General features: G+C 64.9%; 21 protein-coding genes, 6 pseudogenes and 1 riboswitch. Of the genes and pseudogenes, 26 read left to right on the forward strand and 1 reads right to left on the reverse strand.

The genetic code is table 11. From position 1 onward, the window contains the following. Window positions 1-18 precede the first annotated feature (18 nt). From U6N30_RS07275 to U6N30_RS07325, 11 genes and pseudogenes are all read left to right on the forward strand, one after another. On the forward strand, window positions 19-786 hold the full coding sequence (locus U6N30_RS07275; RefSeq protein WP_324276741.1) for an SDR family NAD(P)-dependent oxidoreductase: 768 nt from the start codon (window positions 19-21) through the stop codon (window positions 784-786). Continuing rightward, window positions 758-1,134: pseudogene (locus U6N30_RS07280) on the forward strand (acyl-CoA dehydrogenase family protein); the annotation flags it as partial. The gene U6N30_RS07275 and the pseudogene U6N30_RS07280, both read left to right, overlap by 29 nt. Window positions 1,135-1,215: 81 nt before the next feature. Continuing rightward, window positions 1,216-2,007, forward strand: coding sequence for an acyl-CoA dehydrogenase family protein (locus U6N30_RS07285; RefSeq protein ID WP_324278198.1), 792 nt, complete (start codon window positions 1,216-1,218; stop codon window positions 2,005-2,007). Next, entirely contained in the window at window positions 2,004-3,221 is a 1,218-nt protein-coding gene (locus U6N30_RS07290) for a CoA-binding protein (RefSeq protein ID WP_324276742.1), read from the forward strand. The genes U6N30_RS07285 and U6N30_RS07290 overlap by 4 nt, the downstream gene beginning before the upstream one ends. Further along, window positions 3,161-4,120, forward strand: a complete 960-nt coding sequence (locus U6N30_RS07295; RefSeq protein WP_324276743.1) for an acetate--CoA ligase family protein — start codon at window positions 3,161-3,163, stop codon at window positions 4,118-4,120. The genes U6N30_RS07290 and U6N30_RS07295 overlap by 61 nt, the downstream gene beginning before the upstream one ends. Continuing rightward, window positions 4,117-4,944, forward strand: a complete 828-nt coding sequence (locus tag U6N30_RS07300) for an enoyl-CoA hydratase-related protein (RefSeq protein ID WP_324276744.1) — start codon at window positions 4,117-4,119, stop codon at window positions 4,942-4,944. Before U6N30_RS07295 ends, U6N30_RS07300 begins: the two co-directional genes overlap by 4 nt. A 65-nt stretch (window positions 4,945-5,009) precedes the next feature. Beyond that, window positions 5,010-5,234 carry a hypothetical protein gene (locus tag U6N30_RS07305; RefSeq protein WP_324276745.1) on the forward strand — a complete coding sequence of 75 codons (225 nt, stop codon included), beginning with the start codon at window positions 5,010-5,012 and terminating at the stop codon, window positions 5,232-5,234. A gap of 41 nt (window positions 5,235-5,275) precedes the next feature. Beyond that, entirely contained in the window at window positions 5,276-5,896 is a 621-nt protein-coding gene (locus U6N30_RS07310; RefSeq protein WP_324276746.1) for an aldo/keto reductase, read from the forward strand. A 338-nt stretch (window positions 5,897-6,234) separates the two neighbouring features. Continuing rightward, complete coding sequence (locus U6N30_RS07315; RefSeq protein WP_324276747.1) at window positions 6,235-7,080, forward strand: C-terminal binding protein; 846 nt, start codon at window positions 6,235-6,237, stop codon at window positions 7,078-7,080. A gap of 1,120 nt (window positions 7,081-8,200) precedes the next feature. Then, window positions 8,201-8,329: riboswitch (FMN riboswitch) on the forward strand. A 187-nt stretch (window positions 8,330-8,516) separates the two neighbouring features. After that, window positions 8,517-9,780: pseudogene (locus U6N30_RS07320) on the forward strand (bifunctional 3,4-dihydroxy-2-butanone-4-phosphate synthase/GTP cyclohydrolase II). 132 nt (window positions 9,781-9,912) lie between these two features. Beyond that, a complete protein-coding gene (locus U6N30_RS07325) occupies window positions 9,913-10,089 on the forward strand; it encodes a dodecin (RefSeq protein WP_324276748.1) in 177 nt (58 codons plus the stop codon). Window positions 10,090-10,417: 328 nt separating this feature from the next. Here U6N30_RS07325 and U6N30_RS07330 read toward each other — a convergent pair whose 3' ends face one another. Then, on the reverse strand, window positions 10,418-11,005 hold the full coding sequence (locus tag U6N30_RS07330) for a Crp/Fnr family transcriptional regulator (protein WP_324276749.1): 588 nt from the start codon (window positions 11,003-11,005) through the stop codon (window positions 10,418-10,420). Window positions 11,006-11,191: 186 nt separating this feature from the next. Here U6N30_RS07330 and U6N30_RS07335 point away from each other — a divergent pair, with 186 nt between their 5' ends. From U6N30_RS07335 to U6N30_RS07380, 15 genes and pseudogenes are all read left to right on the forward strand, one after another. Then, window positions 11,192-12,706, forward strand: coding sequence for an LLM class flavin-dependent oxidoreductase (locus tag U6N30_RS07335; protein WP_324276750.1), 1,515 nt, complete (start codon window positions 11,192-11,194; stop codon window positions 12,704-12,706). Next, window positions 12,703-12,945 (forward strand): nuclear transport factor 2 family protein, encoded by a 243-nt coding sequence (locus U6N30_RS07340; RefSeq protein WP_324276751.1) that lies wholly within the window; start codon window positions 12,703-12,705, stop codon window positions 12,943-12,945. The genes U6N30_RS07335 and U6N30_RS07340 overlap by 4 nt, the downstream gene beginning before the upstream one ends. A gap of 360 nt (window positions 12,946-13,305) precedes the next feature. Continuing rightward, entirely contained in the window at window positions 13,306-14,217 is a 912-nt protein-coding gene (locus U6N30_RS07345; protein WP_324276752.1) for an ABC transporter substrate-binding protein, read from the forward strand. A gap of 93 nt (window positions 14,218-14,310) precedes the next feature. Further along, on the forward strand, window positions 14,311-15,561 hold the full coding sequence (locus tag U6N30_RS07350) for an ABC transporter permease (RefSeq protein ID WP_324276753.1): 1,251 nt from the start codon (window positions 14,311-14,313) through the stop codon (window positions 15,559-15,561). Continuing rightward, on the forward strand, window positions 15,558-15,941 hold the full coding sequence (locus tag U6N30_RS07355) for an ABC transporter permease subunit (protein ID WP_324276754.1): 384 nt from the start codon (window positions 15,558-15,560) through the stop codon (window positions 15,939-15,941). Before U6N30_RS07350 ends, U6N30_RS07355 begins: the two co-directional genes overlap by 4 nt. Continuing rightward, window positions 15,934-16,595: pseudogene (locus U6N30_RS33535) on the forward strand (ABC transporter ATP-binding protein). Before U6N30_RS07355 ends, U6N30_RS33535 begins: the two are co-directional and overlap by 8 nt. A gap of 179 nt (window positions 16,596-16,774) precedes the next feature. After that, a complete protein-coding gene (locus tag U6N30_RS33540; protein ID WP_422678097.1) occupies window positions 16,775-17,077 on the forward strand; it encodes a TOBE domain-containing protein in 303 nt (100 codons plus the stop codon). A gap of 252 nt (window positions 17,078-17,329) precedes the next feature. Next, a complete protein-coding gene (locus U6N30_RS33545; RefSeq protein ID WP_422678044.1) occupies window positions 17,330-17,794 on the forward strand; it encodes an amidohydrolase family protein in 465 nt (154 codons plus the stop codon). After that, a pseudogene (locus U6N30_RS35335) lies at window positions 17,692-18,209 on the forward strand (amidohydrolase family protein); the annotation flags it as partial. The gene U6N30_RS33545 and the pseudogene U6N30_RS35335, both read left to right, overlap by 103 nt. A 234-nt stretch (window positions 18,210-18,443) precedes the next feature. Next, window positions 18,444-18,755 carry a hypothetical protein gene (locus U6N30_RS33555; RefSeq protein ID WP_422678045.1) on the forward strand — a complete coding sequence of 104 codons (312 nt, stop codon included), beginning with the start codon at window positions 18,444-18,446 and terminating at the stop codon, window positions 18,753-18,755. After that, window positions 18,650-19,205: pseudogene (locus U6N30_RS33560) on the forward strand (NAD(P)-dependent oxidoreductase); the annotation flags it as partial. The gene U6N30_RS33555 and the pseudogene U6N30_RS33560, both read left to right, overlap by 106 nt. 68 nt (window positions 19,206-19,273) lie before the next feature. Beyond that, window positions 19,274-19,879 carry an RraA family protein gene (locus U6N30_RS33565; RefSeq protein ID WP_422678046.1) on the forward strand — a complete coding sequence of 202 codons (606 nt, stop codon included), beginning with the start codon at window positions 19,274-19,276 and terminating at the stop codon, window positions 19,877-19,879. Between the two features lie 51 nt (window positions 19,880-19,930). Beyond that, window positions 19,931-20,455, forward strand: coding sequence for a flavin reductase family protein (locus U6N30_RS07370; RefSeq protein WP_324276757.1), 525 nt, complete (start codon window positions 19,931-19,933; stop codon window positions 20,453-20,455). A 705-nt stretch (window positions 20,456-21,160) separates the two neighbouring features. Continuing rightward, window positions 21,161-22,246 (forward strand): annotated as a pseudogene (locus U6N30_RS07375) (glycerate kinase). Between the two features lie 370 nt (window positions 22,247-22,616). Further along, window positions 22,617-22,805, forward strand: a complete 189-nt coding sequence (locus tag U6N30_RS07380) for a hypothetical protein (RefSeq protein ID WP_324276758.1) — start codon at window positions 22,617-22,619, stop codon at window positions 22,803-22,805. Window positions 22,806-23,042: the final 237 nt, after the last annotated feature.

Raw genomic sequence — 23,042 nt, forward strand, 5'->3', positions numbered from 1 at the left:
CCCCCGAAAGGAACCGCTGTGCAGCTCGAAGGTACGTCCGCGCTCGTCACCGGAGGCGGGTCTGGGCTGGGCCTCGCGACCGCGAGCCGGCTGGTCGCAAAGGGCGCCCGTGTCGTGCTCCTCGACCTGCCGGCATCGCCTGGCGACGAAGCCGCCGAGAAGCTCGGGCCACAGGCGACGTTCGTGCCCGCGGACATCCTCGACGAGCGGGGAGTCGGTGCCGCGCTCGACGCCGCCGAGGAGGCGGGCCCGCTGAGGGCGGTCGTGCATTGCGCGGGTCGAGGCGGGGACCGGTTGCGGATCGTCGACAAGGCGGGCGAGCCGGGGGACTTCGACAGCTTCCAGGACGTCATCCGCATCAATCTGTTCGGCACCTACAACGTACTGCGGCTCGGCGCGGCTCGGATGGCCAAGAACGACTTCCTCGACGGCGATCGCGGAGCATTCGTCCTCACCGCCTCGGTGGCGGCGTTCGACGGTCAGATCGGCCAAACGTCCTACGCGGCGTCGAAGGCCGCTATCCACGGGCTGACGCTGCCGGCGGCACGCGACCTGGCCAGCCTCGGCATCCGGGTCAACACGATTGCACCCGGCACCTTCGAGACCCCCATGCTCGCGCGGCTGCGCGACGACATCCGCGAGGCATTGGCGGCCGCCGTCCCGCATCCGCGTCGACTGGGCGATCCGGACGATTTCGGTCACATGGTCGTGGCGCTGTTGGAGAACTCGTACGTCAACGGCGACACGGTGCGTCTCGATGGCGCGATCCGGATGCCTCCGCGATGAGCGGAGTGCAGTGCCAAGAACGGCAACCCGTCGCGACGAAGAATTGAGGAGATCGACCGTGGACTTCGATCTGACGACCGAGCAGAAGGACTTCCGCGACACGGTGCGGGCCTTCGCTCAACGAGAACTAGCGGCAGGCGCGCACGAGCGGGCGCACAGCAGCGACTACCCATGGGACGTCGCCGAGAAGATGGCGCAGAACGGCCTTCTCGGCATCACCGTCGACGAGAAGGACGGCGGGGAGGCGGCTCTCTCATGGACGCCGTCATCGCTATCGAGCAGATCGCCGCGGTCTGTCCGCGGAGTGCCGACGTCGTGCAGGCGGGGAACTTCGGTGCGCTGCGCGTCCTCGCCAACTTCGCCACCCCCGAGCAGAAGGAGCGCTACCTGGCCCCCTTACTCGACGGCACGGGACTGATCTGCGTCGCGATGACCGAGCCGGATGCCGGTTCGGCGGTCACGGAACTCACGACGACGGCCACGCCGGACGGCGACGGATTCCGGATCACCGGGAGCAAGATCTTCACTACCCACGGCCTGCATGCATCCGTGTTCCTGGTGTACGTCCGGTTCGGTCCTGGCGTCGACGGGATCGGGTCGGTGCTCATCGAACGAGGCGCCGAGGGCCTGTCGTTCGGAGCGGCGGCGAAGTTCCTCGGTGGGGAGGACTGGAACCCGCTGTTCTTCGACAACGTCTACGTGCCGGCGGAGAACGTGCTCCTGGGCCCCGGCGGCTTCAAACGTCAGATGAGCGGCTTCAACGTCGAGCGGATCGGCAACAGCGCTCGTGCGCTGGCGCTCGGTCGCTACTCGTACGAACTGGCGCGTGAGCACGCGCTGACCCGGCATCAGTTCGGACGCCCGCTGGCCGAGTTCCAGGGTCTGCAATGGAAGTTCGCCGACATGAAGATCAAGCTCGACGCCGCTCAGCTGCTCCTCTACCGGGCCGCCGTCGGTGCCGAGGGCGGCTTTCCGTCTGCGGAGCAGACCGCGATCGCCAAGGTCGCGTGCAACCGGGCGGGTTTCGACATCGCGAACGAGTCACTCCAGGTCCTGGGCGGGATGGGGTACAGCGACGAGTTGCTCGTCGAGTACTGCCTGCGGCGGACCCGCGGCTGGATGATCGCGGGCGGCACGATCGAGATGCTGCTCAACCGCATCGCGGAGTCGGTGTTTGAGCGTCGCTTCCCGCAGCGCGCGGCCACGAGCGTGAGCCAGTGAACGAGCAGGATCGTCGGGTCTTCGACGCGATCTTCTCGCCTCGGACCATCGCCCTCGTCGGGGCCTCCGGGGATGCGCGCAAGCACACGTCCCGGCCCCAGCGTGCGCTCCGTCGGCACGGCTACACAGGGACGATTGTGCCGATCAACCCGCGGTACGACGACGTGTTCGGGGACCGTGCCTACCCATCGTTGGCTGAAGCGCCGGGCGATATTGACCACGCCTTCCTGATGGTGCCGGCAGCTGCTGTGCCCGACGCGGTGGACCAGTGCATCGATTCCCGGATCCCGATCGCGACGATCTATGCCGACGGGTTCGCGGAGGCGGGACCCGAGGGCCGACTCCGTCAGGAGGAGCTCGTAGCCCGCGCCAAGGCAGGCGGCGTGCGCCTTCTCGGCCCCAACTGCAGCGGCATCCTGAACACCCAGCCGTCGTGCGCCCTCTCGGTCAACGCGGCGATCGAGCAGATGGATGTCAAGCCCGGACCGCTGGCCGTCATCTCTCAGTCGGGCAGCATGACCGGAGGCCTGCTCTCCCGCGGAGTCGGGCGTGGAGTGGGCTTCTCCAAGGTCGTCTCGATCGGCAACGAAAGCGACCTCACGGTCGCCGAGATCACCGATTGGCTGGTCGACGACGAGCAGACCGGTGCCATCCTTCTGTTCCTCGAGACCATCCGGAACGCTCCGCGGCTGGCCACTGCCGCGAGGCGTGCGGTGGCCGCCGGCAAGCCGGTCATCGCGTACAAGCTCGGTCGCTCCGACGTCGGCCGGAGCCTCGCGGCGTCACACACCGGCGCGATGGCCGGTACCGCCGAGGTGTCCGATGCGTTCTTCCGGGCGAACGGCATCCTGCGTATCGAGAACCTCGAGACGATGTTCGAGCTTCCAGCAATGCTGACCGGCCACCACCCGACCGCCCGGCACCGGGTGGCAGTCATGTCTACTACCGGTGGTGGTGCGGCCACCGTCGTGGACCGTCTCGGGTCGTTCGGTGTCGACGTCGTGCCTCCTAGCGATGCGGTCGTTGAGACGCTGGCCGAGCGGGGATCGACATCCCGCGGGGGCCGCTCACTGACCTCACACATGCCGGCACACGCGCCGACGTGTACGGGGCGGTTCTCGATGAACTCGTTCGATCGGACCACTGCGACCTCGTGCTGGCCATCGCAGGTAGCTCGGCGCAGTTTCAGCCGGAGATCTCGGTCGAGCCGATGATCCGTGCGGTGTCCGCGGGCAAGCCTCTGGCCGCGTTCCTCGCACCCCACGCGGCCGTGGCCCTGGCGCGCCTGGCGGAGGGAGGAGTAGCAGGCTTTCGGACGCCGGAGTCCTGCGCCGACGCGATTCGGGCGTGGTCCGAGTGGTCGGTGCCTGTCGAGGTGCCGCCCGCCGACGTCGACCGGGTGACGGCTCTGACGGAGGCGCTGTCCGCCGTGCACGGCGACCGCCCAAACGAGAGCGAGTCATCATCGATCCTCGGCGCGTTGGGTATCCCCGCCGCTCCGTCCGTCGTCCTTCCGCCTGACGCGGCGTCCACCTCGTTTGCGTCCGTCAGGGACTACCCAGTGGTCGCCAAGATCCTGTCGCGAGACGTGCTGCACAAGACCGAGGCCGGAGGTGTGGTGGTGGGGATCCAGTCGGCGGACGAGCTCGCCGAGGCCGTGGACGGAATTCTTGCGAACGTTGCCGAACGGCTGCCGGACGCGGTCGTCGATGGCGTGCTCGTCCAGAGAATGGAGAAGGGACTCGCCGAGGTGATCCTGGGGTTCCGGCGTGACCCGGAGGTCGGCCCTGTTGTCGTGCTCGGTGTCGGTGGGGTGCTGGCGGAGCTGTACAAGGACTTCACGGTCCGCATGGCGCCGGTGGGTATCGAGGACGCCCGCTCCATGATCGAGGAGGTCACCGGCCTCGCGGTGGTTCGCGGCTACCGGGGACTTCCACTCGGCGACTGCAAGGCACTCGCACAAGCGGTCGTGAACCTCTCGCAGCTGGCCGCCGATCCGGCGGAGTCCATCGCCGAGGCGGAGCTCAACCCGCTCCTGGTTCTGCCGGAAGGGCGGGGAGTCGTCGCCGTTGACGCACTGGTCGTCCTGGGGCGCAAGGAGCAGTCCCCGTGACCGCTGTCCGTTCCGTCGACCCCGCCGACCCCGCCATCCTCAGCGACTTGAGCACCGAGTCCGTGCGCGTCACCGAGCCTGCGACCGGTGTCCTGCAGGTGACGATCGATCGTCCGGAGCGTCGGAATGCGCTCAACATCGCGGTGAAGAACACGGTTGCCGACATCATCGAGGCGCTCGACCGGCGCCCGGGCGTGCGCGTCGTCGTTGTCACCGGTGCCAACGGGGCGTTCGTCGCTGGCACCGACGTTGCGGAGATGGTGTCCCTGACGCCAGTGGAGCACAGCCTTCGTGTGACGGATCGGATGTTCACGGTCCTGCGCCAAACTACAATTCCTTTGATCGCTGCTGTCGAGGGTTATGCGCTCGGCGGCGGCTGCGAGCTGGCGCTCTGCTGCGACGTCATCGTGGCGTCGCGAACAGCGCGATTCGGCCAGCCCGAGGTCCTGCTCGGCGTCATCCCCGGAGCGGGTGGAACGCAGCGTCTGCTGCGCGCCGTCGGGCGGTACCGGGCCATGCACCTGCTTCTCACGGGGCAGCCAGTTCTCGCGCCCGAGGCTCACGTCATGGGCTTCGTGTCAGAAGTGACCGACGAGGGCGCAGCGCTCGATCGGGCACTCGAGATCGCTCAGTCGGTGGCCACCATGCCGCAACTCGCGGTGGCAGCTATCAAGGAGGTGGTGCGCGCAGGTGCCGACGCGCCGCTCGACACCGCCCTGCTGCTCGAGCGCAAGACATTCCAGATCTTGTTCGACTCGCATGACCAGAAGGAAGGCATGCGCGCCTTCCTGGAGAAGCGCAAGCCCGACTACCAGGGGCGGTAACAGTCGACTTCCGAGAGGACGCACGTGGCAGGTAGGCTTTAGACAAGGTCGCGGTCATCATCGGCGTGGGCCAGACCCTGGGCGAGACGATCGGGAACGGGCGCGCCACGGTTCTCCGGTTCCTCGAAGAGGGCGACCGTGCTCGCGGTCGCCCCGTGCGCTACATCGGCAGCTCTAACCACGCCGGCTGGCAGCTGTCGAAAGCACTCGGCGTCTCCGAGCGGCACGGCTACCAGCGGTTCATCGCCCAGCAGATCCACTACACGCTGCAAGCTCGGGAAGCCGAGTAGGAGTTGCTGCCGATCGCCGAAGACGCCGGGGTCGGCGTGTCGTGTGGAGCCCAATTGCCGCTGGGCTGCTCACCGGGAAGTACCGGCGCGGTCAGCAGCCGCCGGAGCGCTCACGGCAGCTCACCGGCTGGGACGAGTCGCCTGTGCGCGATGAGGGCGCCCTCTACGACATCGTGGACGAGCTCGTCGCCATCGGCGATGCCCGCGGGTTGTCGGCAGCGCAGGTATCGCTGGCCTGGCTGCTCGGCCGACCGGGAGTCTCCTCGCTGATCGTCGGTGCACGAACCGAGCAGCAACTCGCTGACAATCTCGCCGCCGCGGAATTGCACCTGACCGAGGACGAGCGCACGCGTCTGGATCGGGTGTCGGCACCGGCGCTGATCTACCCGTACTGGCATCACGCGAAGTCCCGCCTCCGACCTGGCTCGGTCGTGCCAAACGGCCGACGTCCAGCAGCGACGCCGAACGGGACATCAGCACGTTCGACCTCCGTAACGCAGCATCGGCAGTCGGCGGACTCAGCCGTAGCGGGGAAGCCGCTTCTCGAGCTCATGGACGCCGGCCGTTCTGGGGGCACGGGTGTCTCGTCGTCTCGGCTGCCTGGGAGCTGCTGCACGGCCGTCTTCATGAGGGAGATCCCTCGGGCACGACGGCTGCGCTGATCCTATTGCGGCGCGGCCACGACGACGTCAAGTCCGGAGCGTTGCTGACGAGTGGCACGTTCGTCAGTGGCAGACCTTCGAGGCTGATATCCATCGGCCACCGGTGGAGCACGTGTGAATACCATAGGCCCCGAGCGACCAGAAAGCGCACCACGTCGAGGTTCGTGGTGCTGTGCACGACGCGAGCATTGATCCCCGCCGCTCTGAGTAGATGCTCCTAGGCGCTGGGGCTGGGCCAACGGAGGACAAGATCCAGCGTCGCCCGAGAAGCGACTTCTCCATCAGAACGCCCTGAGATCGGAATCCACCAACTCGGGACCAACAATCTAAGGAACTTCATGACGTCCGTGGACACCCCGACCGTCTTGCTCACCGACCGCGCCTGGCCGGACGACAGCGTCGAGCGCGCTGTCCTGGAGGCCGCCGGCCTGCGTCTGGTGAGCGGACCGGCCGTCCCTGCGCCCGCTGAGCAGATCGAACGCCTCGTGCGCAAGCACCAGCCGGTGGCCGTGCTGACCAACTGGGCGCAGGTGACCGGCGCCGCCATCGCCGCCGCGCCGGTCCGACACGTGGCACGGATGGGCGTCGGCCTGGACAACATCGACGTCGCGTCGGCGGCCGCCCGCGGGGTCTGGGTGACCAACGTGCCCGACTACTGCATCGACGAGGTGTCCGACCACGCGCTGGCCATGGTGCTCGCCTGGACGCGCGGGCTGATCCCCGCCAACCGGCAGGTGCACGAAGGGACGTGGGACCCCGCAGCGGCCCGCTTGCGCCGGCTGGCGTCGCTGACCTGCGGCGTTGTGGGCCTCGGGCGGATCGGTCGGGCGACCGCCGCCAAGCTCGGCGCCTTCGGTGCGCGAGTGCTCGGGTCCGATCCCGGTGTGACTCGCGAACTGCCCGGTGTCGAGGTGGTCGACCTCGACCGGCTCCTTACCGACAGCGACGTTGTCGTTCTGCACGCTCCGCTCGTACCGGCCACGCACCACCTGATCGGCGCCCGCGAGATCGCGCGGATGCCGGCAGGCGGACTGCTCGTGAACGTGAGCCGCGGCGGCCTCGTGGACAGCGACGCGGTGGCCACAGCCCTGGCTGACGGGCACCTGTCCGGCGCCGCGCTGGACGTGCTGGAGTCCGAGCCTGAGGTTCCCGAGGCGCTGCGAGCCCACCCGGGGCGATCCTGACCCCCACATCGCCTTCTCGTCCGACGTTTCCCTGATCGAGCTTCGGCGCAGTGCTGCCGAGGAGGTGGTCCGCGTGTTTCGCGGAGATCCGCCACGCTGCCCCTGCAATGAGCCCACGGGGCACGCCGGGTCGACCCAGGGAGCCCGGTCTTGAGCACGATCACCGACGTCACCGGGAGCCAGATCCTCGACTCGCGGGCCGACCCACATTGAGGTCGACGTTCGGCTTGCATATGAAACGCTCGCCGCGCGTCCGTTCCGTCCGGGGCCACGGCCGGCAGCGCGGAAGCTCACGAACTCGCGGCGAGAACCGGGAGGTGTTCGCCGGCCTCGGCGTGGAGAGGGCGCTGGCATGCGTCGATACCGAGATCGACGCATCCCTGCGTGACCGAGACGCCCCGGCGGCCTGCACGCCCGTCAAGGCATGCACGTCCAGGACTTCCTCGTCGTTCTCAGCAGCGCTCGGATCACGCCAGGGGCCATCCACCGCGTAGCCCAGGTGCGGAGCGCGGCCTCCGAGGTGCACGGACCGGGGCTGCCTCCCTGCTGGTCGATGAAGGCGAACTGCCACCGGGCTGCAGGACCGGCCGCGACCCGGGCCGTGATGCCCTCATCGCGATCGACGTCGGCGCCCACTGATCGGCGGACGCGGCGGGAGGCTACCGATTGGCCCGCGAGGGGTGCGTCGCTCAATCGCAGAGTTGGTCGACATGGTCGCCGGGGACGCACTATCGCGGCCACTGCGACGCAGATCGCCCGGGCATCCGGAGGAAGCCCTTGACCGCACTGTTGTCGGCCGGCACGCGGTCCCAGCATGTCGAAGGGCACTCCGGGAGCGGCGACGGTCGGGCCGGACGGTCTCGGCTTCCCTCGGGGCCGATGCGATCGGCTGCATGGCTGCGTGGGCCAGTGGGGCGCATGACGAGCTCCGAATCATCGCGGACATCCGGTCCGCGTCCAACTCGGGTTCCGCAGGTGAGCGTTGCGGCGAAGCCCTCTACTGAGGGCGTCGCTGGCGGGTTTGACGTCGGCCGCCGGGCGAGAGTCAACGCAGTGCCGTCAGCAACTCGCACTCGCCCCTGCAAGACCATGTTATACTTTGCGGGCTACAGACACGTAGCGCGTGCTCCAGGGATGGGTGAAATTCCCTACCGGCGGTGACAGTCCGCGACCCGGCTGAGAAATCGGCCGACTGATCTGGTGGAACTCCAGGACCGACGGTAAGAGTCCGGATGGGAGGCAGTACGCACCCCGTGGCGCTGGTGCGCATCCGGGGCGGCCGTCTACCAAGCTTGGGTCTCGCGCCCGACCGGGATCGGGCATCCATGCTCGTCGAGTCAGGGTCGCCTGCGCTCGAACCAGTCTCCACGATAATGCCGTTCGACCCGGTTCAGAGAGCGATCGCAGAGATCGCGGCGGGGCGGCCAGTCATCGTCATGGATGACGCGGATCGGGAGAACGAGGGGGACCTAATCATTGCGGCCGACGCCGTCTCGCCCGAGTGGATGGCCTTCATCGTGCGCCATTCCTCGGGGCTGGTATGTGTGGCGATGGCCGGCGCGGCGCTCGACCGGCTGGGGATCCCGCCGATGGTGCAGCAGAACGAGGACCGGATGCAGACGGCATTCGCGGTCAGCGTGGATGCGCGGTCTGGGGTCACGACCGGCATCTCGGCGCGCGACCGTGCACGCACGGCGCGGATTCTCGCCGATCCTCGCACCGAGGCTGCTGATTTGGTCCGGCCCGGGCACCTCCTGCCGCTGCGTGCGCGGAAGGGGGCGTCCTCGTTCGAGCTGGGCATACCGAGGCAGCCGTGGACCTGGCCCGACTCGCAGGCCGCGAACCTGTCGGCGTGATCGCCGAGATGGTGGAGGACGACGGCACCATGCGGCGGGCCGCCAGCTGTCGGGCGTTTGCCGAGGAACACCGTCTTGCGATGCTCTCGATCGAGGATCTCCGGGAGTACCGTCGTCGGACCGAAACGTCTGTTCGTCGTGTCGTCGCCACCCGTATGCCCACTCGCCACGGCGTGCTCACAGCGATTGGCTACGGAGATCAGGTGCACGGGGAAGGACACCTCGCGCTGGTCGCCGGTTTGGACGAGAACGGGCGTCTTCCCGACGGGGAGGACGTCCTGGTCAGGATCCACTCGGAGTGCCTGACCGGTGAGGTGCTGGGGTCAAGCCGCTGCGATTGCGGGCCTCAGTTGGATGCGTCGATCGAACAGGTCGCCACCGCTGGACGTGGCGTGGTGGTCTACCTGCGAGGCCACGAGGGCCGGGGATCGGACTCCTGGCCAAGCTGCAGACCTACGCCCTTCAGGACCAGGGACTCGACACTGTGGACGCCAACGTGGAACTCGGACTGCCGATCGACGCCCGAGAGTACCGGGCGGCCGCCGATATTCTGACCGACCTCGGGGTCCGGACTGTTCGACTGCTCACCAACAATCCCGCGAAGGTGGCGGCGCTGTGCCGACATGGCATCGACGTATCCGAACGACTCCCGCTGGTCGTGGGTGTCCATCCGGACAACGTCGGCTATCTGGCCACCAAGCGGGAGCGACTCGGTCATCACCTGCTCGAGGCGTTGGGGCCGAGCAGGGTGGATGGGGCGGCGCGGCGACCCAGTGGCACGTCGGGCGTGGTGCCCGTCCCGACCTGGAGCTGGCCCGACGACACCCGGGCGAGGCAGAAGTAGACGCGTGACACCCTGCGACACCTAGGTCGGAGTGGGCTCACGGCGGGGGACGAGCGCTATCGGCCGCTCGAGCCCCTGGTTAACCACTGCCCCGCGAGAACGAGCACCACGCAACTGGATGAGGAGCTACGCATGAGCAACCACGTGTACAGGCTGAGCGAAATCGTCGGAAGTAGCACGACCGGAATCGATGACGCGGTTCGTACCGCCATCCGGAAGGCCGCAGAGACGGTGCGCCACATCGAGTGGTTCGAGACCACTGAGATGCGAGGACACGTCGTCGAGGGGAGGTCGCCCACTACCAGGTGAAGCTGAAGATTGGCTTCCGCGTCGACGACTGAAATTCGACCTGGGCAGGTTCCGCTGCGCCGCCCGTCCTGTCGGAGGTCGAACGCTGCTCCCGCCGGGTTCGACGCCGGCGCCGTGAGCTTCGCGGCCGCGTCCCCGCGCAGGGAAACGCCGCGGTTGGCTTGGCCGCGAGATCCGCTAGCGCCTGCAGCAGCCGACGCGTTCGCTTACGCTCCGCGCTCGATCGAACGAAGGACGAAAGACCCGTTCCCCAGGCAATGGTGGGGACCGGCCGACGGACACCCGTCCACCAGGCAACAGGTCCCAGTGGCCTGGCGCGCCAGGATACCTAGACCAACAGGGCGAGAGCGTGAAGAGCCTCTACGTCGGCAAGGTGCACTTCGCCGTAGGCCAACCGGACCATCCCGTCGGCAGCAAACTGCCGCAGCAGCTTGTTGAGGGTTTGACGCGAAACCCCCAGCGTCGCCGCGAGCTCGGTCTGGGTGAGGTCGACAACAGGGTCGCCATTCCTGCCGAGCCTGGCCAGCGCCAGCAGTCGCAACGCGAGCCGGGGTGGCAGCTCGGCCAACGAGGCCTCGGACAGCTGGCTGATCAAGATCCGTGTGTCTCGGATCATCGAGCGCATCATGGCGTCGTCGATCGACCGGTGCTTCTGTCGTAGCTGGACCCACACGGCCTGTTCGAGCACCTGGACCCTGACGTCGGTGCGGGCCGTCGCGTTCTGCGGTAGGCCGTCGCCGTCGATCAAGGTGCTGATGCCAAGACATTCTCCGGGTCCAAGCAGCGAAGACAGGTGCTCGCGACCGTCAGCTCGGGTGTAGGAGAGCCAGACGCGCCCGGAAACGATCCGGTACATCACTCGGTGGTGCGCTTCCTGGCGGTAGATGAGCTCACCCGCCGAGAACTGGCGCGTCACCGCCGCAGCGGTGAAGTCGGCTCGAGCCGCCTCGCTGAGGTGCTCGAAGAAGTCCAGTCGGCGAGCGAGTGCAACTGGGCTGAGCGACGGCGGTTGCACAGACTGGGTGACACCCTGGGAGTCGCTCCGCCGAACTGTCACCCGGTTGATAGTACGCGACGCCGGTCACACCTAACGTCACGAACCATGAACAACCACCAGTCAGACGGCACCGGCGTGAAGCAGATGCACCTGTACGGGTTCAAGCTCGCCGGCGTCGGTCACACGGCGATCGGCACCTGGCGCAACCCGTACAACCAGGAGCACCGGTATGCCGACCTGGACTACTGGGTCGACACCGCTCGAACCCTCGAGCGTGGGATGTTCGACGGGCTCTTCATCGCGGACTTCCCTGGCCTGCACGACGTCTATCGCGGCTCCAGCGAGGCGGCTCTACGCGAGGCCATCGCCGTGCCTCTCAATGACCCCGCGATGGCGATATCGGCGATGGCCGCAGCCACTCGCCACGTGGGTTTCGCCTTCACGGCCTCGACCACCTACGAGCAGCCGTACAGCTTCGCTCGGCGCATGGCCACGTTGGACCACCTGACGAAGGGGCGCATCGGGTGGAACATCGTCACCTCGGCGACCGCCTCGGCGGCTCGCAATCTCGGCTTGACGGGGCAAGTGGAGCACGACAAGCGCTACGAGATCGCCGACGAGTTCATGGAGGTTGCGTACAAGCTCTGGGAAGGTAGCTGGGAAGACGACGCGGTGGTCCGCGACCCAGAGCGTGGCGTGTACACCGACCCTTCGAAGGTCCACGCGATCGGGCACAAGGGTCAGTACTTCTCGGTTCCCGATCCGTTCATGTGCGAACCCTCGCCCCAGCGCACCCCGATGCTCTTCCAGGCTGGTGCGTCTGCGGCAGGGCAGGACTTCGCGGCGAAGCACGCCGAGGCGGTGTTCCTCGTGAACACGGACATTAAATCGGTTCGTCGCTCGGTGGAGAGCGTTAAGAAGCAAGCTATTGCGCGCGGCCGGCGCAGTGACGACATCAAGTTCATCGCAGGCGTATCCGTGGTGGTCGCCCCCACCGACGAAGAGGCGCACGTCAAGCTGCAACAGCAGCTCCGGTTCGTCAGCGTCGAAGGCACCTTGGCTCGACAGGCCTCGCTGATGCAGCTCGACTTCGGCTCAGTCGATCTTGATGAACCCCTCCAGTACATCGAGACAGACGGCATCCGCTCGTGGCTCGAGCGCTTCACGATCGCGGATCCCGATCGGGTCTGGACGCCGCGGCAGGTCGCCGAGAAGGTGGCATCGTCACTGGGCTCGATCACTATCGTTGGCTCGCCGTCGACCGTCGCCGACAAACTCGAAGAGATGATGTCTGACGGTGACTTGGACGGCTTCAACATCTACGACAACCTCCCTCTTCGCACTCTCCCGGATTTCGTCGATCTCGTCGTCGGCGAGTTGCAGCGGCGTGGTCGCGTTCCCTCGCGTACACCTCCGACACTTTGCGAGGCAACGCAACTGGTGGCGGCGCTCGTCTGCCCGACAGCCACGCCGGCGCAGCCGCCCGCGCCAGCATCCGGGCCCTCGACTCCGTCGGAGGACCCGCCTGATGCCGCCTCGCGGCGCGGCCCACGACGTCGAGCGGCCGGGACCGCGCCTTGCACGTTCAGAGTTGCGGCAGACAGGGGAAGCCTTCGATGACGAAGGAACGCGACATCGAGAAATTGCTGGACAAGCAATTAATTCATGAGCTGATGTGCCGCTACTGCCGCGGTGTCGACCGCCTCGACAAGGAACTCACGATGTCGTGCTTCTGGCCCGGTGCGATCGACGTGCACCTGGGGCATGACGGTGCCCTGTACACCGGGACGGCTGAAGACTATTTCAATCAGGAGTGGGAGGTCTCCACTGCGTTACAACACCTTCTCTACAACGTCTGACCGCTGGCACGGAATTCACATACGATTGGATAAGCGAGCCGCGCAATACGCAGGAATATCCCCCAGCGTCGCGAACGACGGGGCGAGGCTCACGTTCTCAGGAAGGTCCCATCCACATGGTGGGTGGGACCCATGGGCCATCCGAACGCACGACATACAATCTCCAGGAGTCCACATGACAAGGCACAGTGGTCGAAACGCAGCAGCGCTGGCCGTTTCCTCATCGCGACGCTTACAGCGTGCGGTGGCAATGACGCGGAAGCACCCGGCACCCCTTCGGCGCCTACCGCCATCGGAGAAGCTCAAATATCCGCGGCGCAAGATGAGGGTAGGGTAGTCGTTTACGGAAGCGCGCCGCAGGTGTTCTGGGATGACGTAATCCCGGTCTTTGAGAGCCTCTATCCAGGGATTGAGGTGGAAACCGTCGACATCGCTGGCCCACTCCTCGTTCAACGCTATAAATCCGAATCGAGTACCGGCGCAGCCACAGCGGACATGATCATCGACAACTATGGCCCACAATTCATAGACCTCGAATCGGACATTATGCCGCGCGAGTCGAGTCAGGCTGGTGACCTTCCCGATTTTGCTAAATCGAATCCTGGAGTGTATGCGGTCGCGGCTGACCCATCGATCATCCTATACAACAAGGCTCTGCTGACGGGTGACGAGGTCCCCACCTCATTGGCCGATGTGGCAGCCCTGGGGGCCCAGCATGAAGGAATGATCACAACCTACAACACGGACATTGCTTTCGGGTACGCGAATTGGTGGACGCTCGTGAACGAGATCGAGAATGGCACAACGCTCATGGAAGAGCTGGCGCCTAACACGACGTTCGAGACCGACGGCGGCACCATGGCTGAGAAGATCGCTCAGGGCGAGTACTTGGCAGGGTACTTCCAGGGCGGCATCGTTCGTGGAGTTCTTGATGACTTGGGGATGGCAGACATCGTGGGTTGGACGTTCGCGACGGATCACAACGTTGTGCTGCCTAGACTGAGCGCGGTATTTGAGGAAGCGGCACACCCCAACGCAGCCGCACTACTCCAAGACTTCCTTCTGACAGCGGAGGGGCAGTCCATCCTTTGTAAGTCCGGCATGACAGCGGTGCGAACCGATGTCGACGAAGAATGCGACATGTTCGCGTTGTCCAACATCACCGATGAGCTTGGTGAAGAGAGTTTGGTGATGCCCCCACCGTTGAGTGAGGACTTCGTCAACGATCGCGCAGATTTGGCCGCTCAGGTAAGCGCCGCCGCCGGCAACTAGGGATATGCAATGTCCGATGGAGCCCGCAGAGTGAAGTTTCGCCAGCGAGCGACCTCCTCCGAGTCGCTGACTCAGTGGGTCACCTGGATAGGCGTGCTGCTCTTCATTATAGGTCCGCTGATCCCTGTTGTCATCGCAAGTTTGGCGGATAAGCCGCTCTACGAGGATGACATCTCGTTCTGGCTACAAAATTACAAGGACCTGTTCAACGACGCCGCATTTTGGATGGCGACCTGGAATACCGTTCAGTACGCCGTATTCGCCACCGTGCCCGCCGTTCTAATCGGAACCGTCTTGGCGGTCTTGGTTCACAGGACATCAATGCCTCTGCGGCGAGGAGTGCTCGCAGTAATGATCGTCCCCCTGCTGTTCCCTGGGCTCGGAATGACGCTTGGCTGGGTGTCGATGTACTCGCCGAACGGTCTTGCTTCTACAGTTATGACCTCGTTGTTCGGCTTCGTACCATGGAATGTCTACTCCATTCCGGGCATGGCGTTCTTGTCACTCGAGAAGACGGTCCCGTTGGTATATCTGCTCACGTGGGGCCGGCTGGCCACTCTGGATTCGGCAATCGAGTCGGCAGCGCTTACTGCGGGTGCTCGTCCACTTCGAGTGCTTCGCGACGTAACTCTTCCCATGCTACGACCGTCGGCCCTACTCTCCGCAGTTGTCATCAGCATGCTGGTCTTCGAGTCATTGGGAATTCCAGTCATCCTCGGAACACCAGCGGGCATCGACACGATCTCAACTTATCTCTATTACAACTGGACAACATCCACTGACCAACAAGGCGTGGTCTCCGCGGGAGCCAGCATGCTGCTTGTCTTCGTCAGCATTCTGCTCTTGCTGCGAGGCCGAGCTGAGGGCGCCACTCAACGCTTCGTCACCCCGCTCGGTAAGGCGAAGGCACAGAACACTCTAAATCTCGGTCGATGGGGATGGCCGATCGCTGCGCTTTGCATGGTCTACCTGCTCATAACCATCCTGCTGCCAACGGCGGGGCTGCTGGTGAGGTCGGTCAGCTCCGTGTTCACCCCGCTCGTTCCTCCCTGGGAAGTTCTCACTCTCGCGAACTTCCGCATGGTCTTCGACCAGCCAGTGACCACGCGGTCCGTAACGAATAGCGTCATTATCTCGGTCGTCGGCTCGATCCTGGGGACGATTTGCATCCTGGTTGCCACGCTAGTAGCCCACCGGTCCCGCTTCCCCGTCCGCGGGACTATGCCTTCATTGCTCGTATATCCACGTGCAGTGCCAGGCCTTGTGATCGGGATGGGGTTCTTTGGGCCTTTGTGTCAATCCCTGGACTTGAGCCTCTGCGGACCACAATCTGGGGAGTTATGATCGCCTTTGCGGTGAGGGCCTCAGCGCTTGGATACGCGGCGATACAGCCATCGCTCACAGCGATCAGTAGGGAAATGGATTGGGCGGCATACACCGCTGGCGCGTCCTGGGGGCGGACCTCGACGAACATCATCATGCCCTTGCTGAAGCCAGCGATCGCCAGCTGTTTTGTGATCATGTTCGTCTCGATTTTTAATGATTACGATCCGGCCGTGTTCCTCGTGACGTCGGGTACCGAAGTAATCGGCCTGACCATGCTACAGCAGTGGACAGCTGGTTTTGCTGGACCGGTCGCCGCCTTAGGAGTGATTCAAATGGTCATCACTGCCACCGTCATTGCTATCGGCTATTTTCTCTTCGGAGCGAGGACCCATGCCTGACATCACACTTACCGGCGTAGGGGTCGACTACGGTGACCAGACTGCGCTCAAGGATTCATCCTTTACAATTAAGCAGGGTGAGTTCTTGACGCTACTCGGACCATCGGGCTGCGGGAAGACCACGACACTAATGGCCCTCGCGGGTTTGCTGGTCCCGACCAGAGGAACGATTACGGTGGGCGACAAGACGATCGTCGACACCCGCAAGGGCATCGTTGTACCGCCACAGCAGCGCGGGTTTGGAGTAGTTTTTCAGTCATATGCAATCTGGCCACACATGACGGTCGAGCAAAATGTGGCCTACCCGCTACGGCTGAGGAAGATCCCTCGAGGCGCCCGGCGCAAGCGAACACTCGAAGCGCTTCAATTCGTTGAACTGGAGAAGTTCGCCGATCGACACCCGCATGAGCTGTCGGGGGGCAGCAACAGAGGGTGGCACTTGCTCGTGCGATTGTTTATGAACCGACCGTCTTGCTTCTAGACGAGCCTCTCTCCAACCTGGATGCCAAGTTGCGCGACTCGGCGCGGGTCTGGCTCAGAGAGATGCAGGTTCGGTTGGGGATCACCACGGTGTTCGTGACGCACGATCAATCTGAAGCGCTGTCGATGAGCGATCGGATTGTCGTCATGAATCAGGGGAGATTGAGCAGATAGGAACTCCGGAGAACGTCTACCGAGAACCACACTCAGCCTTCGTTGCCGACTTCCTCGGGTCAAGCAATCTCTTGACAGGAACCGTTGTTCGGGCATCCCAAGACCACATCTTCGTTCGTCTTGGATCCGTCGCGGACGGCGAGGTCGTCCGGCTCGATGCCCGCGACGAGGCCGCTCCGGTGCCGGGAACCCCGATCTCCGTTGCGGTTCGACCAGAGGACGTTCAGGTCTCGGAAGTCACCGGCCCGGATCATGTGCGCGCCCGCCTGGTCGCGTCAACGTTCGTCGGATCGCACTTCGTGCACACTTTGTATCACGCCGGCGTCACCTTCCATGCCCACGGCCGCAATCGAATCGACGCTGATGTAGTGAGCGTCTTGCTACCCGGGAACTGTTGGTTCTTCCCCGGGAACAGGCGGCGGATTCAGCCGAGCCGCAGAACCAAGAAGCGGATCCGGCTGCTCGAGAGGAAGACGAGCTGATGCGAACTGTGATCACTCACCAATCGCATGACGTCACCTCAAAATGATGAAGTCGCTGGTCTTCAACTGGCCGTGGTCGATGCCCTTCAGGATGCCGAGTACTCCTCCGAACTCTCAAGAGTCCTTGGCAGTGAACGTCGAAGCGTACTCGGATCGTCTGCAGCACCATAAGTATGACGTTCCTAGGAGGAGCTAAGTGAGTTGCGTCCCCATCCCGGTCAGACCTTCGCGCCAGCCCGTCACGGCTCCTGCATGGCCGCCGCCTCCCGGCGCCTGGGACACCCACGCTCATGTCTTCGGCTCCTCAGACGTATTCCCGCAGTCTCCGAACAGTCGCTACGAAGCCCCTTGCAACCCGTCGACTTGTACCTCGCGACCCTAGATGCTTTAGGAATATCCCATGGCGTCCTGGTTCAGCCATCGGTCTATGGGCAGGACAACTCCTGCCTTCTCGACGGTCTCCAGAAAGGGAACCGGCGTCTAGTCGGCGTTGTCGATCTTGACGTGACGCAGACATCGGTCGATCTGCTCGAGCAGTTGTCGCGCCAAGGTGTGTGCGGAGTTAGGCTGTGGCTCCACCCCGCTATCCTGAATCCTTTCTCAGGGAGCAGGCCGCGGTCCTTCAAAGACTGGGCTGGCACGCCGATATCCGGGTGGACCAGGCGGCTGACCTGCCAAGCTTGGCGCCCGTCCTCGCTAGCCTTCCAGTGCCGCTGATGGTCGAGGAGATGGCGAGTCCGCGGGTCGGCGAAGGGACCGGCTCGGCTGGCTTCCGTGCCCTGCTCAGCCTTATCGCCGACCCGTTGGTACCAAACGTGTTCGTCAAACTGTCGCATGCGTATCACATCGACGGGGAGGACCGCCTTACAGCGGCACCACGGCATTCGCGCGAGCCATCATCGAGACTGCACCGGACCGCGCCGTATGGGGATCCGACTGGCCACATCCGATGCTGGACATGGAGCAGCCGATACCGGCCGACAGCGACCTCTTCGACCTACTCCTTCATTGGGCTGGTGACCCCGCCATCGCCCAACAAATTCTATGTGACAACCCTGCCCGGTTCTACCAACCGCTCATTGAACGTACCGACGGCTCCCCGAGCTCGCCAAGAGGAGGCACCAATGACTAAACCGATCGTTCTCGTGTCGGCGCCCATCTACGACGAAGGACTTGCTTTATTGGCCGAAGTGTTCGACGTACGGCATGCGCATCACCATGTCGTCAGTCAAGCGGAGTTCGACGAAGCCCTGAGTGTCGCCGACGCAGTCATTGTCCGATCCATCCCCATCACCGCCGAAGCCCTGTCGAGGAGCCCATCCCTAAAGTCATCGCCAAGCACGGCGCTGGCCTTGATTCAGTCGACGTGGAGGCGGCCACCGAGCAGGGCATCATCGTCGCTAACAGCGGTGACGCGAATTCTGGCAGCGTCGCCGAACATGCCGTCGCCCTTATGCTCGCCGTGCTGCACGACGTGCCGAATGTGGATCGCAAATACCGCCAAGGCGGTTACAACAAACCCGGGAGGTCACCCTCGGAGATCTTTCCGGTGCGGTGGTCGGACTCGTCGGCTTCGGCAACATCGCCCGCCGTGTCGCCCACATGTGCTCCCAAGGCTTCGGGGCCTCCGTGCTCGCCTTCGATCCGTTCGTCTCAAATACCGAAATGGAGGAGGTAGGGGTGGAGAAGGTCGAAGCACTCCACGATCTCTTGCCTCGGTGCGACATCCTATCAATGCACGTACCCTTGACTGCACGCACACACCATGTGATCGGCGACGACGAACTCAGGCGGCTGAAGGCAGGCGCGGTTGTGGTCAACACAAGCCGTGGGGGTGATCGATGAAGCTGCGTTGCTCGATGCCCTCGAAGCTGGCCATCTCCGTGGCGCGGGCCTCGACGTTCTTGAGGACGAACCCTGCGGCCCGGAAAACCCGGTGTTCAAGAGCACACGGGTCGTCGTGTCCCCGCACATCGCTGGCGGCACTGAACTAGCGCGGCGGCAATCGGCGATCGCTGCAGCCCAGGCCGCGATCGATGTTGTCATCCACGGCCAGGTCCCTGCGTTTCTCATCAACACCACGGTAGTGAACAGGTCGCGCGTCAACATTCATGAGCTGTCACAGTGACCCACCGTGTATTCACCCGCATCCCCAGCTGCGATCCTGACTTGGTTGACGCCATTGGAGCGCATGTAGTGGCCGACCTACTCGAGGCCATGGAGACCATTCCGGGCCGTATGGCGTTGGTCGACCCGTCCATCCGGCCCTTGTCGCCAGGATTGAAGATGGCCGGCCAGGCCGTCACCGTACACACCTTTCCAGGTGACGGCCTGGCAGTCCATCGAGCTCTCCAACTCGCCGGGCCTGGCCAGGTTCTTGTCATCACCAGTGTTGGAGAGACGCGTAGTCCGCTGTTCGCGGAACTGCTATCGCTTGCTGCGCGAGCCAAGGGCTTGGCTGGTGTTGTGGTCGATGGGCCGGTGCGCGACGCCGACGCGCTTATGGAGAGCCGCTTCCCCGTATGGTGCCGGGGCACGTACGCCGGGCGGCCAATGAAGAGAGGTCCTGGCGAGATTAATGTGCCGGTCGTCTGCGGTGGTGTTGTGGTGGAGCCCGGCGACATCATTGTCGCCGACGGCGATGGAGTACTCCGAGTGGGCCTCGCTGCTGCCGCAGGGTGCTCGCTGGAGCCCAGGCCCGCGCGGACCAAGAGGTGGATATTCGTGCGGCAATCGCCGCCGGCGTCGCGTTGGGCGACCGTTTGGGTCTCGAGGAGCGCTAGCGGCGAGCGATTTACATGAAGTTGACGGGACCTGGAACTCGGCGCCCTCTGAGTTGGGAGAACTGAAGGCATGACTGAGACAGTTGCGACGCCCGGGCTGGACCCGCAGGACCCGGCGACGTTCCGCCGCGTGCTCGGCCACTACCCTAGCGGGATCGCGGCGGTCACCTCGATTGGCGGCAACGGTGAGCCGGTCGGGATGGTCGTGTCCTCGTTTACTTCGGTATCCCTGGACCCCCCGTTGGTGTCTTTTTCTCCCGCCAAGACGTCGACGACCTGGACTGCCATCCGACAACGCGCGGCATTCTGCGTCAACGTCCTCGGTGCCGACCAGGAGGACACCTGTCGCAAGCTCGCTGCCAAAGGTGGAGACAAGTTCAGGGGGATCGAATGGGCGCCCGACTCTCGTGATCTTCCAGCGCTGGAAGGCTCTGTCGCGTGGATCAGCTGCAGCCTCGAGGCCGTTCACGACGCAGGCGACCACGAGATCGCCATTGGCCGAGTACAGCGGCTGACCCTCAACGACGGCCGACCACCTCTTCTGTTTTTCAGGGTGGTTACGGGAGGCTGGCATCCCCATCGCTTCTCGCCGTGAGCGAGGCCGATATCCTTGAGCATCTCCAACTCGTTGCGAGGCTGCGACATCACCTAGACGATGCGTCTCGAGAACTCGGCGTCGAGGTGCTTGTGACCGGAGTCTCTGGCGAGGACCTAGTAGTGTTGGCTACTAGTGGGCACCCCGATAGGGAGAGACTTCCGACGCAGGTCGGGCAGCGCATGCCCTACACGGCACCCTTCGGCGCGGGGTGGCCGCGTTTGACGACGACTCGGACGCGTGGCTACTGCGCAGCAAGTTGGACGAGGCGACGCGGCGTCAACTCGAGGACGGACTGCGCCTCACCCGGGAGCGAGGATGGTCGGCAACCGTTACTAGCCCTGGCAGCAAGGAGTTCGAGCGTGCGATGTCGCAGGCCTCCCTATCTCGCCGTCACCAAGTGAACTGGACGCCATGAGGCAAGCCGTCGACAAGCTCGGAGCCGACCACACACCGATCGACGTCGAGCCGGGCCGACCCTACGCACTCCGAAGCGTTACTGTCCCCGTCATCGAGAAGGATGGACGGGCACGTCTGGCATTGACGGCGTTCGGACTGCCTGGCTGCTCATACCGCGAGGACTTGGACCGCTATGTGGCTCGGCTCGTCGCGGTTGCAGCTCAGATCGAACTGCCGGGCACCGTGCTCGGCCGCTGATCACGGTGTCGAAGGGTTCGAGCCCGTGCTCGACGGATAGGTCGGACCGTGGGCACCGTCCTCATTGCGCCTGACTCATTCAAGGGGACCTTGTGGGCCAACGACGTCGCGGACGCCCTGGCCGACGGATGGGAATCGATCAGACCGGAGGACGAATGCATCGTTCTCCCCTGGCAGACGGCGGCGAAGGAACGCTGGACGCCCTCCAGGTGGCGATCCCCGACGCACGTCGCATACCGATGCCCGATGCCGAGGGCAACCGGCCGGGCGCCTCGGCGTCCTGGCTCCTGCTGCCCGACGGTACCGGCGTGGTCGAGCTGGCCACGACCAACGGGATCGCGGGACTGCGCGTGCTGGAGCCGATGGATGCCGATACGTACGGTTTCGGTCAGGTCATCAAGTCCGCGCTGGATCACCGGGTCTCCCGACTCCTTCTCGCTGTCGGGGAAGTGCCTCCACCGACGGAGGCAGCGGGGCGCTCATGGCGCTCGGCGCACGCCTTCTCGACGACACCGGGCGGCCGATCCGGCGCGGTGCGCGCGGTCTGGCCGACCTGGCGTCCGTCGACCTGGCCGGGTTACCGTCGCTTCCGCCCACCGGTGCGGTGATCCTCGCTGATGTCACGAATCCGCTGCTCGGTGAGTTCGGTGCCGCGACCGTCTTCGGGCCCCAGAAGGGGCTGATCACGACCAGATCACGGACATGGAGGAAGGCTTGAAACGCCTAACTGCCCTGCTCAGCCAGGTCGACCCGACCGCGCCCGGCGCCGGGGCCGCGGGCGGTACCGGATTCGGACTGATGGCGTGGGGAGCGACCCTGGTGTCGGGCGCTCAGGAGATCGGTCGGCTGTGCGGACTGCCCGAACGGGTCAGGGCGGCTGACCTCGTGATCGTGGGGGAGGGGCGGTATGACGAGCAGAGCAAAGCAGGAAAGCTGGTCAGTCATGTCGTAGCGTTGGCGCGTGCTGCGGGGCGCCCGACGTTCCTGGTGGCTGGGCGGATCGACGCTCCCACAGCCGACTTTGCAGCTTCTTGCGAACTCACCGAGTTGGCCGGCTCGATCAGCGAAGCCAGCCGGAATCCGAGGAAGTGGCTTTACGAGGCGGCACGCAGCCTCGCGGCCCTTCCTCGATAAGAGCCGGGTGTTCCTTGTCGGACGAGCGGCGGGACCGACCGGTGACGTCCCAGGGAGTGGTGTAGTTGGTCGGAGGCTCTGAGCTCGTCGGCGTGTTGCTGGCCTGCGAGGGGCCACCGCGTGGATCTTCTGCGTGAACCCGCCAAGGATCACGGTGAAGAGAAAGGCCACGCGATGGCCCTGGACAAGTCTGCCCTGCTCGAACTCCTCGAGGCGCTGTATCAAGAGTACTTCAACGTCACCGAGAAGGTCGAAGCGCTCTACGGCCAGCCACGCCAGTTGCCCCGCGGCGACGAGGGCAGCGAGATGCGCAAGCTCCGCGGGGAGATGCACCGCCGGATGCTCGGCAACGGCCACTGCGCCCGCCCCCGTGGAGACCGACTGCCACTTCGAGTCGATCTGCGAGAGCTGCGCGTTCTTCGTCACCACGATCGCGTTCCGACCTACTCTGCAAGCCCAACGCGACGACGCCCACAGCAAGGGCCAGGTCGGCCGGCAGAAGATCTTCGACGGACTCCTCGACCGGCTCGACCACGAGGAATCAGGACCCGCCGCTTGACAGGATCACCCGCATAACTGCAACACCCGCCGCCGGCACTCCCGGCTCGGCAACCTCAGCCCCGCCGACCACGAGACCATGCACCTGACACAGAACGAGGTGTCCGCCTGACGGGGGTCACTTCACGCGTCTCACGCTGCCGAGGAGGTGACAGTCGGTTTTTGTGGTGCAGTCCGTTTCCGTCGGCGCCTTTGAGGCCCCGGGGAAGCCTCTGCGCCCCGGTAACTCTGATACGAC

This window comes from Blastococcus brunescens (assembly GCF_035320885.1).
Classification (GTDB): Bacteria; Actinomycetota; Actinomycetes; order Mycobacteriales; family Geodermatophilaceae; genus Blastococcus_B; species Blastococcus_B brunescens.

Bases quoted from the DNA above. Each gene is read 5' to 3' on its own strand.
- U6N30_RS07285 (WP_324278198.1), top strand. From the start codon at position 1,216: ATGACCGAGCCGGATGCCGGTTCGGCGGTCACGGAACTCACGACGACG.
- U6N30_RS07315 (WP_324276747.1), top strand. From the start codon at position 6,235: ATGACGTCCGTGGACACCCCGACCGTCTTGCTCACCGACCGCGCCTGG.
- U6N30_RS07325 (WP_324276748.1), top strand. From the start codon at position 9,913: ATGAGCAACCACGTGTACAGGCTGAGCGAAATCGTCGGAAGTAGCACG.
- U6N30_RS07335 (WP_324276750.1), top strand. From the start codon at position 11,192: ATGAACAACCACCAGTCAGACGGCACCGGCGTGAAGCAGATGCACCTG.
- U6N30_RS07340 (WP_324276751.1), top strand. From the start codon at position 12,703: ATGACGAAGGAACGCGACATCGAGAAATTGCTGGACAAGCAATTAATT.
- U6N30_RS07355 (WP_324276754.1), top strand. From the start codon at position 15,558: ATGATCGCCTTTGCGGTGAGGGCCTCAGCGCTTGGATACGCGGCGATA.
- U6N30_RS33545 (WP_422678044.1), top strand. From the start codon at position 17,330: ATGGCCGCCGCCTCCCGGCGCCTGGGACACCCACGCTCATGTCTTCGG.
- U6N30_RS07370 (WP_324276757.1), top strand. From the start codon at position 19,931: ATGACTGAGACAGTTGCGACGCCCGGGCTGGACCCGCAGGACCCGGCG.